The organism is Xenorhabdus sp. PB62.4 (assembly GCF_014467285.1).
Classification (GTDB): Bacteria; Pseudomonadota; Gammaproteobacteria; order Enterobacterales; family Enterobacteriaceae; genus Xenorhabdus.
In genome coordinates, this window is sequence record NZ_NKHR01000003.1 from 306,077 (window position 1) to 321,730 (window position 15,654).

The following is a 15,654-nucleotide window of genomic DNA, read 5'->3' on the forward strand; positions in this document are numbered from 1 at the left end:
TGTTGCGAGACCGCCATTATAGTGATCCCCTGCCTTGTATCAATTGATGCAGGACATTCTATCCCTCTCAAATGGGAGATAGGTTGTTTGAAGCGATGCTTAATCGTTATTGATAACCGCTTGGCGATCAAACTCTTTTTCACAATATTTACAGCGCAATACGACATCATCTTTCGTTGCCATCACATGAAAACTGCTGTTGACGGGCTCATTGTGGCTGATGCAATTGCTGTTTGGGCAAATAAGAATACCATCAATTCGTTCTGGCAGATTGATCGGCATCTTCTTAACGACAACATAATTTTCAATATTGTTGATTGTCGCATAGGGTGCATACATGGCGAGCTGGTTTGCTTGCTGCTCCGTCAGGAAGGTGTTTTCAATTTTGATCAGATCCTTTTTACCCAGATGGTTGGAAGGCAGATTCAGGCCGATGGTAATACGCTGGTCGGTTTCGGTGAGCTTGAACAGCGACAACAATTTAAAGCCGATATGGGCCGGAATATGATCGATAACCGTGCCACATTTAATGGCTTCTACTTGTAGTTGATGATCTTGAGTCATGTTGTGTCATGAATACCTGTCCGGTATTCTTCCTCCAGATATTAGGGGATCAAGGGAACCTGCTTATTTTGTCACAGACGACTTGGCATTTCATCTGATTAACCCTTTAATTTAAAAGATGATTTAACTTATTGATTGAAATTCAAGAAAATCGGCTGCTCTGCATTTTTGTTGTTAATATGTAAATGAATTGTTGTTTAATAACCCTCAATCCAATAGATTTTAAATTGCAGTGCAGCCAACAAAGCGGCAACGTGGAAAGTAGAAGGTATCGACGTCAATAAATACATGACGTTACAGATAGATCAAATGAGAAATCTATCACGTTGAAGCCGAAGCCTTTTGATATCTTGACGGTCTCTGTACCCGGTAGCCATTGGAATACAACAGCGGGGGCAACACATGTTGTCATCGTATTATGGTGCCAAATACGTGAAGTGTGAGCGTGCCCGCTACCAATAAATTTCACCTGATACTTCTCGCAAAGCTCCAATAATTCTTTGCTATTATTTAACATGCAGTTATCGACAATGGGGGTTCCGACTGGAATAGCATGATGGTGCATGAATAAAGCAATATTATAGTGACTATTTGCAATAATTTTTCTCTCTAATTCTACAAGAGTATCTTGAGAGATAAGACCATGATCTTCTCCTGCTACAACAGTATCAACTGAAATAAAATGCCAGATCCTATTATTATATTCATTGGAGTTTATAATGTATTTGGTTTTTTCTTCTGCGAGTGCGATATCAAAGTTATTCTTGAGATCATGGTTACCCAATATAGCAAGATAAGGTAAATTTAATGATTCCATTTTATTTAAGAAATATCTATAAGAATCGACTTCACCATCATTTGAAATGTCACCGGAAACTATAATTAATTCTATTTCAATAATACTTTTTATTCTCAGTATTTCCTCACAAACAAAATCAAAATTATCATAAGGATTGACATCAAATATTTTTTGTTCTCTGCTTCGGGTTAAATGTATGTCTGTTAAATGAATGACTTTCATTTTTTATTACCTCCGAAAAGAAATGGATTGTATGATATATTCCAATCGTATATATCAGTTGACTCTAATTTTTTTATTTTATCTGCCAAGAATATGCCTATCGGCAGAAGAATGATGGACATGACTACCTTATAAGACCATGTTGTTGCAATGATTGTGATTAATTCATTGAAACTATATTTTGAAGAGAGGCTTATAGGATAAGCTGACAGCAGAAGGGCCGCTTGAGTAATCATTGACGCAATGATATATCTTATAAAAAAGAATCGGCCAAGAAATACTTTTTTTAAGCTAGATATAACGATTCCGTTTATAAAGTAAGAAATGGGTACAGAAGTCCATGTTCCTACCATCACTCGCCAAAACTCCCCAAATAATGACCTGAAATTCATTGAAATTTGATTGTTTTCCGGTTGAGCGTGTGATGCTACAAAGATAATCATGACAAAAATGGATTGGCATAAAACGATTATCCAGACTGTTCTGACTCCTTGCCTGTATCCATATACTTCCGTCTGAATTGTGGATATTAGGAAGTAAAAAGAGAATAAAATTCCACTAAATGTGATTTTAAATCCATTGAAGTCTAAGGTCTTGTATACAAGAACATCACAAGTTATCATTATTGTGACAGATAAAGAAATGAATAAGGAATCATATTTGAACTTTGGGTGAGTAGGATAAGATTGAGTCACTTTATTACCTTTAATTTTGTGGGCTTAGATGATTTTATTTTTTCTGCTTTTGATATCTCATCGGAAATTTTCCTTCCATCTTTTAATCCAGACATATAAGCGATCCTTACAAGGCTCGTTGGATCTAAATTTTCAACGATATTCTGATCTATCAGTAATTCCTTTCCATTTATTCTTCTACGAGAGTAGGCATTTTGTATTGTGAATGATAAATCTCTTCTTTCTTCTACTATTTCAAATTGTTGTTTTTTTCTCATATCATATTCTTCAAATTGTGTTATGAATATGATATCAGCGGGATTTATATTATATAATAAATCACCCTTGAAAATATCTTCTGCTGTTGCTTTTATACATGTATGCGTGCCTAATTCTTTCAATATGTAAAATCCATTTTCTTTTACTGGTTCGAATCGCTGTAAGCTGTATATATAACGAGGTTTGAATGTTTTTTTGAAAAAATCAATTATTTTTCCCATTATGCCTTTCCTATTTTAATTTTTTAATTGATTTAATCACAACACCAATGATTGCATAATTCTGGGTTAATACTGTTTTACGTTCATTTTCAATGCCTAATATTGAAAAATAGATACCACTTTCTCCGACAAAAACTTGTCTGAAACAAATAGGGGCATCTTTGATTTTTACGAGTACGACATCACTGTCACAAAAGCTTTCATCTTTAGAAACTATTGCAATAGTGTTGCTATCGAAGTATGGAGATAAAAGGTTATTGGAAAATTCGACTGCAAACAGAGATTCTTTGTCTTCATCTTGCACACTGAGTTTATATAGATCTGTATTGACTATCTTACCTGAGACATAACCATCTAATTCATCATAGCGAACGAGAGGAACGGCTGAAATAGTTTCTTCGTTTTCCGTTGACTCAGATAATTTATTATCTGTAATTTCACCAATGTTTACACCAAATACATCCGCAATAGAGGAAATAGTGGCAATAGTCGGATTACCAACACCTCGTCTGAGGCTATTGATAGTCGCAATTCCTAAGCCTGTCAATTTACTTAGGACCTGGGAATCTATATTGTTTTTTTTCATTAAAAAAGCAATATTTTGTGCGATGTTGGAGAGTAGAGTATCAGCTTCGCTTGCTTTTTTATTGTTCGATTCTTGCATTATATCATCTCTTTGATAATATATTATCGTGCGTTGATATTCATAACCTAATCTTATCTATTAGGGTTTGGTAATACAAGTGCTCAGCATCAGGGAAATTTAGAGTTTGTGTTGGAGACTCAAGGAAGGGATATGAAAGAAAGGAATCATATCTGTATCGTGAGAAGAGTGGATTTTGTGTCAAGAAATAGCGTTCCTGCTCGTTATGTTCAACATTAACTTGCTGAACATAACGAGTAATTGATATTAATGCTCATCATACCCGGTTAAAATAATTTCTTATTAAAATAATAACATCAATCTTTATTGAATAAGATTGATTAATTTCATATTAATATTTTCTTATGTTGAAATTCTCCATGAAAATGAAAAGATTTATTTATACCAGTATGGTAATTTTGATGCTTAGGTGAATTATGAATGTAAAACACCAATAGATTCTGAGTATTATTATTTAGTTTTATTTTCTTTTTTAATATCTTTAATTGTAATGTTCGTATCATTTAGAAAATTTACAGTTTTTCTCAACCTCTGATAGCATATATTCGATCTCCATCATATTATTTTATGACAGTGACTAAACATCGTGAAGAACGCTATCTACGTGCTTGTCAAATCCCACTTTTGGTTCTGATGATGTTGTTTTGCACAATTCATTAAACAACAAAATTTGCCGGACTGAACGGTAAAGGCAGAAACGTCATCCATGCAATAACTCGGTTTTTCCGTGATATCACCACGGAATAATTACCATAATAGGTGGATAGGAGTATGATTATAAAGAGGTAAATATGTGGCCAGTCTGTGTTGTTGACCACGGCACAAAAAATAGAGATTTTTATGAAATTCAAATCAAAAATAAAACCTTATCACTCGGCTGCTGGTGGTTGGGGTTCTCTGGAGGCAACAACCCGCTTTGTCTTTGACAGTAAACAAGTACTAAAAAATATGGTTAACCTGATGCGCATGAATAAGCCCAGAGGCTTTGATTGTCCGGGATGCGCATGGGGAGATGACAATAAAAGTCTGTTTAGCTTTTGTGAAAATGGCGCGAAAGCAGTCACTTGGGAAGCAACTCGCCGGCATGTTGATCGGGCGTTTTTTGCGGCTCACAGTGTCAGCAAACTCTACCAGCAAAGTGATTACTTCCTTGAATATCAAGGGCGGGTTGTTGAGCCGATGAGCTATAACCCACAGACAGATCATTATGAACCAATTAGTTGGGAGGAGGCTTTCTCCCTGATCGCCAGCCATATTAAGGCAATGGATGATCCTAACCAGCTTGAGTTGTATACCTCCGGACGCGCCAGTAATGAGGCTTCATGGCTTTATCAATTGTTTGGCCGTGTGTTGGGAACGAATAACTTCCCTGATTGCTCCAATATGTGCCATGAAGCCAGTGGCTATGGCATGTTGAAAAGTCTGGGGGTCGGGAAAGGGACTATTCGTCTGCAAGATTTTGATCACGCTGATGCCATCTTTATTTTTGGTCAAAATCCCGGTACAAACCACCCACGGATGCTGCATAGTTTACGGCACGCTGCTGAACGTGGTGCTCGTATTGTCACGTTTAACACTTTGCGTGAGCGCGGATTGGAACGTTTCGCTGATCCCCAAAAACCGCTTGAAGTGATCACGCCAATGGCGGGAGAAATCAGCCACCGTTATTACCAGCCTAAACTTGGTGGCGATATGTCCGCGGTGCGTGGGATGGTTAAAGCGCTTTTGGAAACGCATAACGCCCTGCTGGCGGAAGGTAAATCAGGTATCTTCGATCTGGAATTTATCTCAACTTACACCGAAGGTGTGGACACTTACTTACAAGAAGTTGCTGCGATTGAATGGTCATTTATTGAAAACCAATCAGGATTGACGGAAGCACAATTACGCGAAGCGGCAACCATCTACCAGAATGCTGAACGTGTTATCTGCACTTGGGCAATGGGGATAACTCAACATAAACACTCTTTAGTTACCGTGCGTGAAATCGTCAACCTTCAGTTACTGTTTGGGCAGTTGGGTAAACCCGGTGCCGGGTTGTGTCCGGTGCGTGGTCACAGCAACGTACAAGGTAACCGGACAATGGGGATTAATGAGCAACCTTCCAAACCATTCTTGGATAGTATGGCGGCTTATTTTGGCTTTGAACCTCCTCGTACCCACGGTCATAATGTGGTGGAAGCGCTGGGTGCTATGTTGCGAGATGAAGTCAAAGTTCTGATTGCGTTGGGTGGGAACCTCGCGGCGGCAGCGCCAGATAGCCCACGTACAGAAGAAGCCCTTAAGCACTGTGACCTGACTGTACACATCAGTACAAAATTAAACCGGAGTCATCTTGTTACCGGTAAACAAGGCGCTCTTATCCTGCCGACATTGGGCCGTACTGAACGAGATATTCAGGTGACAGGCTCGCAATTTGTGACGGTAGAAGATTCTTTCAGCATGGTTCATGCCTCGGAAGGCGTCAATAAACCATTATTTGATACCCAACGTTCTGAGACAGCGATTGTTGCCGGCATTGCTGATGCTACAGTCGGTAATACAGCGACAGTTAACTGGCTGGAATTGGCCGGGGATTACAATAAAATCCGTGATCATATTGCAGCGACCATTCCAGGGTTTAATGATTTTAATAAAAAATGTGAACATTCGGGTGGTTTCTATCTTGGTAATGCTGCCGCCGAATTACGTTTTGCCACACCGAGCAAAAAAGCGGAATTCAGCCATGCGCCGTTACCAAAAACATTGTTCCCGCAAATTGATGGTGCTGACGTGCCTTTCACCTTGCAGACTCTGCGTTCTCATGACCAATACAACACGACTATTTATGGTCTGGATGACCGCTATCGTGGCGTTTATGGTCAGCGGGAAGTCCTGTTTATGAATCCGGAAGATATTGCTCAATCAGGATATCAGGCCGGTGATTTGGTTGATATTGAGACGGTATGGAATGATGGTATCAAGCGCAAAGTTTCTGGTTTTAAGTTGGTTCCTTACACCATTCCACGCGGAAACCTTGCCGCCTATTATCCAGAAACCAATCCATTGGTTCCAATGGAGAGCTTGGGTGATGGTACAGGTACACCAACTTCAAAATCTGTGCCGGTGAAATTATCCCTCACTGAGCAAAACCAATCTGAACCTCAGCGCCTCGTATAAGGTGGATTGAAGGTTAAAAACCGCTAACAGTACGTCGATTCAGGCTCGGTTTTTGGAGATACGTTTTTTGGAAATAAAGACGATTTTCATTAAAAAACCGAGCTGGATAAAGCGCGTTATAAATGAATTTTCTCAATTAAAGAAGGCGTTATCCTATTTGTCCAGCCTTCTCGATAGACCGTTCCATATGAGCTTGACCAAAACGAGGGTTCAGGGCGTTCGAAATCGACCTCACTGACGGCCTGTCTGCCGTAGGCTAGTACCGAGTAACGTAATTTTTCTGACAAACTCATTAGTCCATCCGTGTTATTTATTTTTTTCGCTATCCTGCCTATCCAATTCCGCCAAAATACGCTCAAGTTGCTCATCAAAATCAGCGGGTTTCTTATCCTGGCATAAAAACAGGGCAGGAAAGCGTTTATAGTCCGTGGCGGCAACGGCATCTTTCCCTTGCACCAGATATTTGACGATAAAGGCATGGGCTTCATCTTGCCGTAGTTTGGTGTTGAATCCCCATAAGGAGCCGTAAGAAAGACACATTTGGAAAGCACGACGCGCTAGCGTATTGTTATCATCCAGCGTATACAGTGCCAGCCCCATCAAATGGACGATTTTCATTGGGTCAGTTTGATTAGAAATGCCCACCTGTGAATAACGGGCAGCATAAACCTTGCCTTTGTACCAGCTAAAAAACAGTTGGCGATCCCGGTCAATAAAAAGGGGAGCTTGCAGCTTCCAGAAAAAGCACCGATGTATCAGATAAAGAGAGAAAACCAGTAAGAAGCTGAAATGTAGAAAATCGGTAATTAAAAATTTGGTGCTGGCATGGAAATAGTGATAACGGTAATAGAGGTATTTCCAGAAAGAAATTGTTTTATCATTACCAATAAAAATAACATCTTCCATATGATCCGGCAGATCTTTGCGTAAGTAAAAATTTTCTCCGTATTTTTCTCGAACGTGCTCCACCCATTTTAGAATATAGGCTTCATTGTGTTTTCTCTGCTCGATAAAATCAGAGACACTATTGTAAAAAATCATCAATATTCCAATAAGGAGAGGGAAAAATACGATTGTTCGTGCAAGTCGTTGGGGATTGCGCAGAGTACATTGATTATCATCAATACTATGTAGTGGAAGATAACTCTGTAATGCTTCGTAGCTTTTTTTCACCATTGGTACAGCCAGCAAGGATTCCTGCTGGTCAATCAGTGGTGTTGGGATAACATCATGAAGGGTTGTAGTGACTTTTTTTGGTAAACTCATTTGCTTTCTTATCCCTCTGTTGTATTTATTTTTTCGCTATCCTGCCTATCCAATTCCGCCAAAATACGTTCAAGTTGCTCATCAAAATCAGCAGGTTTCTTATCTTTGCACAAAAACAGGGCAGGAAAGCGTTTATAGTCGGTGGCAGCAACGGCCTCTTTCCCTTGCACCAGATATTTGACGATAAAGGCGTGGGCTTCATCTTGCCGTAGTTTGGTGTTGAATCCCCATAAGGAGCCGTAAGAAAGACACATTTGGAAAGCACGACGCGCCAGCGTATTGTTATTATCCAGTGTATACAGTGCCAGCCCCATCAAATGGACGATTTTCATTGGGTCAGTTTGATTAGAAATGCCCACCTGTGAATAACGGGCCGCATAAACTTTGCCTTTGTACCAGCTAAAAAACAGTTGGCGATCCCGGTCAATAAAAAGGGGAGCTTGCAGCTTCCAGAAAAAGCACCGATGTATCAGATAAAGAGAGAAAACCAGTAAAAAGCTGAAACGTAAAAAATCGGTAATTAAAAATTTGGTACTGGCATGGAAATAGTGATAACGGTAATAGAGGTATTTCCAGAAAGAAATTGTTTTATCATTACCAATAAAACGTGCACTTTCCATATGATCAGGAAGATCTTTGCGAAGATAAAAGTCTTCTCCATATTTTTTGCGAACAAGCTCAACCCAATCCATAATATTGGATTCATTTTTTTCTTTCTGAATAACAAAACTAACGATGTTATAGTAAAAAATCAGTAACATCCCAATAAGAAGAGGAAAAAACACAATTATTCGTGCAAGTCGTTGTGCATTTCGTAGAGTACATTGATTATCGTCAATACTATGCAGGGGAAGATAACTTTGTAATGCTTCGTAGCTTTTTTTCACCATTGGTGTAGCCAGCAGGGATTCCTGCTGGTCGATCAGTGGTGTTGGGATAACATCATGAAGGGTTGCAGTGACTTTTTTTGGTAAACGCATTTGCTTTCTTATCCCTCTGTTGTATTTATTTTTTCGCTATCCTGCCTATCCAATTCTGCCAAAATACGTTCAAGTTGTTCATCAAAATCAGCAGGTTTTTTATCCTTGCACAAAAACAGGGCAGGAAAGCGTTTATAGTCGGTGGCGGCAACGGCCTCTTTCCCTTGCAATAGGTATTTGACGATAAAGGCATGGGCTTCATCTTGCCGTAGCTTGGTGTTGAATCCCCATAAGGAGCCGTAAGAAAGACACATTTGGAAAGCACGACGCGCCAGCGTATTGTTATCATCTAGCGTATACAGTGCCAGCCCCATCAAATGGACGATTTTCATTGGGTCAGTTTGATTAGAAATGCCCACCTGTGAATAACGGGCCGCATAAACCTTGCCTTTGTGCCAGCTAAAAAACAGTTAGCGATCCCGGTCAATAAAAAGGGGAGCTTGCAGCTTCCAGAAAAAGCACCGATGTATCAGATAAAGAGAGAAAACCAGTAAAAAGCTGAAATGTAAAAAATCGGTAATTAAAAATTTGGTGCTGGCATGGAAATAGTGATAACGGTAATAGAGGTATTTCCAGAAAGAGATTGTTTTATCATTACCAATAAAACGTGCACTTTCCATATGATCAGGAAGATCTTTGCGAAGATAAAAGTCTTCTCCGTATTCTTCTCGAACGTTATTGACAGTACGTAATATATTGACTTCACTTCTTGCTTTTAATTCTATAAGGCTATTAATACAGTAGTAAAAAATCAGGAGCGTGCTAATAAGTAGAGGAAAAAACACAACTATGCGTGCAAGTCGTTGGGTATTGCGCAGAGAACATTGTTTATCGTCAATACTATGTAGGGGGAGATAATTTTGTAATGCTTCGTAACTTTTTTTCACCATTGGTACAGCCAGCAGGGATTCCTGCTGGTCAATCAGTGGCGTTGGGATAACATCATGAAGGGTTGCAGTGACTTTTTTTGGTAAACTCATTTGCTTTCTTATCCCTCTGTTGTATTTATTTTTTCGCTATCCTGCCTATCCAATTCCGCCAAAATACGTTCAAGTTGTTCATCAAAATCAGCAGGTTTCTTATCCTTGCACAAAAACAGGGCAGGAAAGCGTTTATAGTCGGTGGCAGCAACGGCCTCCTTTCCTTGTAACAGGTACTTGACGATAAAGGCGTGGGTTTCATCTTGTTGTAACTTGGTGTTGAATCCCCAGAAAGAAAAATAGGCAAGGCACAGTTGAAAAGGACGGTGAATCAGTATGTTATCGCTATTTAGTGTATACATTGTCAGCCCCATGACTTGTGTGATTTTGCCGGGACCTGCCTGATAGGAAATACCCACTTGTGAATAACGGGCAGCATAGACCTTGCCTTTGTACCAGCTAAAAAACAGCTTTCGTTTCCGGTCAATATATATTGGCGCTTGTAATGGCCAGAAAAAGCAGACGTATATCAGCACTAGAGAGAAAGTTGACAGAGAGCCGAAAAGGAGAAAATCTTCAATTAAAATTTGGGTACTGGCATGTAAGTAGTTGTAGCGGTAATAGAGATACTTCCAGAAAGAAATGGTTTTATCGTTGCCAACTAAGCGAGCATCTTCCATATGTTGAGGGAGATCATTACGCAGATAAAAATTATCTCCATGTTTTTTGCGAACAAGTTCTACCCAATTTAAGAGACTTGTTTCATCTCTTTCCCTCTGTTCGATAAAGTCGGCAATTTTATAGTGAAAAATAAACAATACGGCAATAAGGAGAGGAAATAGCACCATTACCCGAACAAGGCGCTGTGGATTACGCAGTGTGCATTGCTTATCGTCAATGCTATGAAGGGGGAGGTAACTTTGCAGTGCTTCATGGCTTTTCTTTTCCAGAGGAATAGCCAGCAGGGATTCCTGCTGGTCGATCAGTGGAGTTGGTGTTTCATCATAATAGGGGGTAAACAGTTTTTTTGATAAGCTCATTTATCGGAACTCCGTACCTTTAAATCCTATAATAGGTTTTTTATGTTTTTCTTTGTTTATTAGATAACGCAATGGAACTACACTATCTGCAAATGGAATGTAGTGCCAAAATAATTCAGCCGTTTCTTCATTGGGATAGAGATACCGATCTTCAACTGTAATAATAAGCTCCAGACTACCATTTTTGTATTCTGCTTTAGCTGTTTTCAACGCATCACGAAATCTTTCTGTGAGTTCTTTATCATAGATATAGAACTTTCCATCAATTTCTTCAGAGCGAGATCTCAATTCCTCATAATGTTTTTGTTCCTTTTTAAGTGATTCTATGTGTTGCTGGATAAGTTTATCGGGAGCAGTATTGCCTGAGGACCATGTATTTACTGGTTTTTTAGGGAGAATTTGATAAAAAGCATATTGGAGATCAGAATTTCCTTGTTGGAAAGCTGGTAAGTTAAAAGTATAAATGCTACTGAGTTTGCCACTGTAGTTTATCTGTTTGCGTTCAATGGCTAAGTTAGGCATAAAGAACAAGTTCAAAAATTCTTGGTTTTCAATATCAAAGGCATACTCCGTTTCATTATTCATTTCTCTGGCTATTTCCAATTGCCTTGTAAATGATGGGCGTCGAACTTTTTCCCAAAATGGATACATTTTCCCGTTTCCCCAAAAGCAGTTACGGAGCAGATTTTGCATATCAGAGGGATTGGAAAGTAGCAGACCAATTGATCCACCAATAACTAATACCCATCCCATAAAAGTCACTCCGGCTATAATCGCGGAACTTATTAATGATGACTTTATACCGACTGCAACACTCACCCCTCCTAATGCTATACTGCCCAGTCCTACTGCATAATTGCTGTATGCTGCCCATTTATTACTAAGAGATGCAGCCTTACGACCATCAATAAAAGCGACATAGGCACCCATAATATTTACGAGACCAAGACCTGCTTTTACCCATTTAATTCTCAGTTTATCTGATAGATTTTCTGAAAATCCCTTGAGGTTATTTAGCAAAGTTGGAGAAGCTTTCGACATAAATTTGTGAGCATGCTTGGTGACGTCCGATGTGATTACTAACAAATCGGCAGTTAATGAAATAAGAGCTGCGGTAAATTTAACGATATCGTAAGATTTACTGAGTTCATCCTGATCCAACGGGTTGTTTTGGCTAAATTGGGATTGTATAACCACAGAAGTTGCTGTGTTGACATTAAGAAACAAGCTCAGGCCTGGCGCAGTTTTCTGTAGTAAGATTGTGGTTTTTTGTGTACCGATTTTGAAAAAATCGAAAGAAGTATTAAAGCCTTCTTTGATCGTTATTCTGGCAAGTTTGATACCAATGTTGGCTTGAGTTGCCACTGATTTGACTTGTTCTGATACTACATGACTTGTCTTTATTCCCGCGTTTAGCGCAGAATTTCCGGCTTTTTTAACGGCGTTTTCGAATGCCTGTTCTGCTTTTCCTGGCTTGGTAATCTCCTGCCGCTTTTTATAGAAAAGGGATTCTGATACACGCAGTTTTCTGAATGGTTCATTATATCGAGGCATCCTTGACTCTTTCTGACCAGGATAGTGTTTTTTGCCTGCTATTTTTATTAGTCGTTCTTGAATTTTCCCAAATTCTTCAAGGGTAATATGAAGCCCCGCACGGTAATCAATAGCAATACCGAAAGGTTCTAATAAAACGGGTATAATCTTGTTGGTGATTAAACGAATTGCTGCATCACTTAAATGTGTCAGGGGGCCTTTTATCTTGATTGCCCCTGTTTCCATCAATGCGACGGCTTTGCCGAAAATTCTGCCGAATATCTCAAAAAATTTTTCTGATACATATTGAGCTACTTTCAGCGTCTTCTCATTCAGCCACCTTTTAGACTTTTGAACAGGTTTGTTAGGGTTATTAATAAGGTCCTTGGTATCATGATAGAGTTTGGGGGCAATATCTTCGCTTTCACTATGGGTAAGGATTTTTACCATGCCTGTTGCGGCAATTTCCCAGGCATTGGTGCTGTATTGAGGGGACGCTTGGCTCGTGGCGGTTGTAATTGCGTTTCTTTTCGAGTTCGATTGTTTATTGGGATCATATAAGCTATCAGATAAGATTGTTACTGCATCGGGGGATGTTTTGGATATATCCGAAGTTTCAGCAGCGAGTGAAATTAGCTCTTCCAGCATTTTTTCCGATGTGATGGACATTTGTAATCCATTAAAAATATCAGAAATAAGATCGACAAAAGTGTGAGTTTCCTGAATATCGTTTTCCGCTAAAATCTCTCTATTTTCATGCTCATGGATAAAGAAAAAGTATCGTAAATAGTTGTCAAGGCTGCCGAGTTGTCCAGTAACCGCAGGAGCGCTAGCAAATGCTTTGAATAAACTGATAAAAGCATCTTGCCGTTTTTCAAATTCCAGATGTTCATTTTTTATTTGCGGCCAATGTGTTCTCACTGCTGTTTGATTCAAGGCCTCCTTAATGGCACGTCTTTCTATTGGAGTGTTATGATTAATTTCAATGAAATCTTCAACATACAGCCCAATAGTCAAGGGATAGAGATTACGCTCGGCGTTATATTGCTGAATCATATCCAGAATATTATGCGCTTCCAAAATCTCCTTCTGCCGCCCAACGGGATCATGCAGGATCACAATCCGTGATTTTTCCTGATAACAGAGCTTATTGCGGATCTCATGAGCAATTTTGTCCGCATCCATTTCATAGGATAACTGTGTCGTCAGCTCATCAATCCTGAGAGTGGTTAAATCCAGATCACCGAAATTATTGGCATCAATTTTGGCTTTGACAGCAGTAAACTGTTCCTTACGGGTTTTGTAGTCCTGAATTAATTTCGTGAAATTGGCTTCGTTGGCCTCAATAGCATGAGGTTGATTGTCATCATCAAGATTAATGAACTGCATGGTTTTTTTACGCAGTTCCAAATCCCCATTTATACGGGCAATCACATCGGGATGCCAGAGATGTTCACTGTAGGCAATGCTAATATTCGAAACATCTTTCGCGACAAATAAAAAAGGATATCCTTCGCCATTTAAACCCGGCTCCGGCACGACACCATCACGCGCATTTTTCATGTTTCGGTAGATGAATTTTCTAAAATTCTCGGTTTGCTGCTTCCCGTTTTGTTCGTATTTAAAGATATGGAAATAGGCCGTTTTACTCGGCCTATGCTCCATACTGTCTTCTTCTCGAATGTAAATCCAACCCGGACGCATCAAACGAGCAGCATAGCCTTTACTCTCTTTCTGCGTTGTTGCAGACATCAGCGTGTGAATATCAGGTGGTGCTTCGGGTTTCTCCAGTTCTGCACCAAAGAAATTCACATAGGCATAACGGACAGGGTAAATAGGCTTAATATTCCCATCACACGGGTGCTTAGCACTTCCCATATCCAGTCTGGATACGGATTTGTTCGCATTTTCACTAATGTCTGTTATTGAAGAGGTCATGACTGGCTCCATGTTGTCGGGTTAAGGCATTCCTTGAGAAGTTTGTAGGCACGGGCTTCCTGATTGGAGGGTTCAGATAGGACGGCCTCCAGTGCGTGATCCCAGAGCACTTCATTTTTAGCCGTGACAGAACGCGCCACAATATAGTAAAGCCCCGTTAGCTCAAGGGTGAATCCGTTCAGGTAAGCGTAATTGGCTTGTTGGGTAATAAAAGGCAGCAGCCGGTCTTCAGGGATTTGACACTGTTGTTGCACATGCTCTTTGATGAATGTTTTAACTTTGTTGAAGTATTTTTGCTGCATGTACCGTTCAAAATTGAGGTTCATTCTGTCATTAATCGTGACAGTTTCGAGTTTGGATTCTCTGATATTTGCTGTTACGCAGGCTTTCATCAGGCGATTTTCATGATTAAAACCGTAAATGACGCCGATGTGCCGCATAAACGACGCAAGAGCGCCACGGGACAGGCTTTTCAGGGTTAAATCCAATGTCAGTGGGTAGTAAAAGCGGAAAAATACCCATTCTTGGTTGTGTTTTTGCTGTAAGTAAGGAAATTTGCGCAGGTGGTTATACAGTTCATCGAATTGACTATCAGTATGGATAAAAATCCCGATATCCGGCGTATAGTGAGTGATGAATATCTGTCGCAGAAATTCCTTATCCTCATGACCTGTCAGTTCGACCAGATAAGGAGCGGCATCTTCGAGGGTAATTTGTGTCGTTCCTTTAAACAGGCAGCGGTAAGGCAATCCGGAAGCCATCAATGAAGGAACAATAAAGTGGCCGGCATGTTTATGATAAACCGCCGCATCAATCACCATATAGCAGCGGGAGTATTTCGTTACGTTTTGGCTTTGCTGATAAAGCAGGGGATATAAATCATCACTGATCCAGTATCGGTTAAAGGGATTTTCGCCCGTAAAGGGTGGGCAAGGATAGTGGATGATTTCCAAATCACCGGTATCAACAGGAAGTGGTTCGCTGATGTCCTGCGGATTCAGTACGATGATGGGCTGCGTTTCACTGACTTGTTCAAGATTCAGGATCAGATGTTTTTCCAAGTGATGGCAGGTATCCAGATATTGCAAAAAGGGCAAAATTTTCTCGTATTGGCCTTCGTCTGCCCGCAATGAGTGCAACATATGATCAGATAGTTGAACCAATGCTTGATGCTGGCTTTTAGCCTGAATTAAGGCTTGTGCACAGTAATGTCGGGGTTTTTGTTGTCCAGAACCATGGTAGCCATACAGGGCGGGATTCCACTTTGCATTAAGTTTAATCAAATATAAGCTGACTACGGAATTCCGCTGACCACATTGCTCTTCGGCGTTTAGCGGCCTGACTGTCCTTTATACTGGTATTTTGTTTAATCACATTTAATGCAATTCGATTAAA

Annotated in this window: 13 protein-coding genes and 1 pseudogene; 1 reads left to right on the forward strand and 13 read right to left on the reverse strand. The window is 39.9% G+C overall.

Annotated features, from left to right (window positions below; all coding sequences use genetic code 11):
- Window positions 1-99: 99 nt before the first annotated feature.
- From pyrI to Xenpb_RS19865, 5 genes are all read right to left on the reverse strand, one after another.
- Window positions 100-564: an aspartate carbamoyltransferase regulatory subunit gene (gene pyrI / locus Xenpb_RS04630; protein WP_187653279.1), complete on the reverse strand. Its 465-nt coding sequence runs from the start codon at window positions 562-564 to the stop codon at window positions 100-102.
- A 277-nt stretch (window positions 565-841) separates the two neighbouring features.
- Window positions 842-1,585: a metallophosphoesterase gene (locus tag Xenpb_RS04635; protein WP_187653280.1), complete on the reverse strand. Its 744-nt coding sequence runs from the start codon at window positions 1,583-1,585 to the stop codon at window positions 842-844.
- On the reverse strand, window positions 1,582-2,208 hold the full coding sequence (locus Xenpb_RS04640; RefSeq protein WP_255523020.1) for a VUT family protein: 627 nt from the start codon (window positions 2,206-2,208) through the stop codon (window positions 1,582-1,584). The genes Xenpb_RS04635 and Xenpb_RS04640 overlap by 4 nt, the downstream gene beginning before the upstream one ends.
- A 68-nt stretch (window positions 2,209-2,276) precedes the next feature.
- On the reverse strand, window positions 2,277-2,759 hold the full coding sequence (locus Xenpb_RS04645) for a hypothetical protein (RefSeq protein WP_187653282.1): 483 nt from the start codon (window positions 2,757-2,759) through the stop codon (window positions 2,277-2,279).
- Between the two features lie 10 nt (window positions 2,760-2,769).
- Window positions 2,770-3,423, reverse strand: a complete 654-nt coding sequence (locus Xenpb_RS19865) for a helix-turn-helix domain-containing protein (RefSeq protein WP_255523014.1) — start codon at window positions 3,421-3,423, stop codon at window positions 2,770-2,772.
- A gap of 840 nt (window positions 3,424-4,263) precedes the next feature.
- Here Xenpb_RS19865 and Xenpb_RS04655 point away from each other — a divergent pair.
- Window positions 4,264-6,582, forward strand: coding sequence for an FdhF/YdeP family oxidoreductase (locus Xenpb_RS04655; protein WP_187653283.1), 2,319 nt, complete (start codon window positions 4,264-4,266; stop codon window positions 6,580-6,582).
- Between the two features lie 306 nt (window positions 6,583-6,888).
- Here Xenpb_RS04655 and Xenpb_RS04660 read toward each other — a convergent pair whose 3' ends face one another.
- From Xenpb_RS04660 to Xenpb_RS04695, 8 genes and pseudogenes are all read right to left on the reverse strand, one after another.
- Window positions 6,889-7,848 (reverse strand): hypothetical protein, encoded by a 960-nt coding sequence (locus Xenpb_RS04660; protein ID WP_187653284.1) that lies wholly within the window; start codon window positions 7,846-7,848, stop codon window positions 6,889-6,891.
- A gap of 8 nt (window positions 7,849-7,856) precedes the next feature.
- Window positions 7,857-8,828: a hypothetical protein gene (locus tag Xenpb_RS04665; protein ID WP_187653285.1), complete on the reverse strand. Its 972-nt coding sequence runs from the start codon at window positions 8,826-8,828 to the stop codon at window positions 7,857-7,859.
- An 8-nt stretch (window positions 8,829-8,836) separates the two neighbouring features.
- The gene (locus Xenpb_RS04670) at window positions 8,837-9,160 is read right to left on the reverse strand and encodes a hypothetical protein (RefSeq protein ID WP_187653286.1); all 324 of its coding nucleotides are present in this window, start codon (window positions 9,158-9,160) and stop codon (window positions 8,837-8,839) included.
- 78 nt (window positions 9,161-9,238) lie between these two features.
- On the reverse strand, window positions 9,239-9,808 hold the full coding sequence (locus Xenpb_RS04675; protein ID WP_187653287.1) for a hypothetical protein: 570 nt from the start codon (window positions 9,806-9,808) through the stop codon (window positions 9,239-9,241).
- A gap of 8 nt (window positions 9,809-9,816) precedes the next feature.
- Window positions 9,817-10,788, reverse strand: a complete 972-nt coding sequence (locus Xenpb_RS04680; RefSeq protein ID WP_187653288.1) for a hypothetical protein — start codon at window positions 10,786-10,788, stop codon at window positions 9,817-9,819.
- Window positions 10,789-14,259: a toxin VasX gene (locus tag Xenpb_RS04685; RefSeq protein WP_187653289.1), complete on the reverse strand. Its 3,471-nt coding sequence runs from the start codon at window positions 14,257-14,259 to the stop codon at window positions 10,789-10,791.
- Window positions 14,256-15,542, reverse strand: a complete 1,287-nt coding sequence (locus tag Xenpb_RS04690; RefSeq protein ID WP_187653290.1) for a DUF4123 domain-containing protein — start codon at window positions 15,540-15,542, stop codon at window positions 14,256-14,258. Before Xenpb_RS04690 ends, Xenpb_RS04685 begins: the two co-directional genes overlap by 4 nt.
- Window positions 15,535-15,654 (reverse strand): annotated as a pseudogene (locus Xenpb_RS04695) (ISAs1 family transposase); the annotation flags it as partial. The pseudogene Xenpb_RS04695 and the gene Xenpb_RS04690, both read right to left, overlap by 8 nt.

What these genes read in the sequence shown, in the direction of transcription:
- pyrI (WP_187653279.1), bottom strand. Translation starts at nt 564, where the DNA reads ATGACTCAAGATCATCAACTACAAGTAGAAGCCATTAAATGTGGCACG.
- Xenpb_RS04635 (WP_187653280.1), bottom strand. Translation starts at nt 1,585, where the DNA reads ATGAAAGTCATTCATTTAACAGACATACATTTAACCCGAAGCAGAGAA.
- Xenpb_RS04640 (WP_255523020.1), bottom strand. Translation starts at nt 2,208, where the DNA reads ATGATAACTTGTGATGTTCTTGTATACAAGACCTTAGACTTCAATGGA.
- Xenpb_RS04645 (WP_187653282.1), bottom strand. Translation starts at nt 2,759, where the DNA reads ATGGGAAAAATAATTGATTTTTTCAAAAAAACATTCAAACCTCGTTAT.
- Xenpb_RS19865 (WP_255523014.1), bottom strand. Translation starts at nt 3,423, where the DNA reads ATGCAAGAATCGAACAATAAAAAAGCAAGCGAAGCTGATACTCTACTC.
- Xenpb_RS04655 (WP_187653283.1), top strand. Translation starts at nt 4,264, where the DNA reads ATGAAATTCAAATCAAAAATAAAACCTTATCACTCGGCTGCTGGTGGT.
- Xenpb_RS04660 (WP_187653284.1), bottom strand. Translation starts at nt 7,848, where the DNA reads ATGAGTTTACCAAAAAAAGTCACTACAACCCTTCATGATGTTATCCCA.
- Xenpb_RS04665 (WP_187653285.1), bottom strand. Translation starts at nt 8,828, where the DNA reads ATGCGTTTACCAAAAAAAGTCACTGCAACCCTTCATGATGTTATCCCA.
- Xenpb_RS04670 (WP_187653286.1), bottom strand. Translation starts at nt 9,160, where the DNA reads ATGAAAATCGTCCATTTGATGGGGCTGGCACTGTATACGCTAGATGAT.
- Xenpb_RS04675 (WP_187653287.1), bottom strand. Translation starts at nt 9,808, where the DNA reads ATGAGTTTACCAAAAAAAGTCACTGCAACCCTTCATGATGTTATCCCA.
- Xenpb_RS04680 (WP_187653288.1), bottom strand. Translation starts at nt 10,788, where the DNA reads ATGAGCTTATCAAAAAAACTGTTTACCCCCTATTATGATGAAACACCA.
- Xenpb_RS04685 (WP_187653289.1), bottom strand. Translation starts at nt 14,259, where the DNA reads ATGACCTCTTCAATAACAGACATTAGTGAAAATGCGAACAAATCCGTA.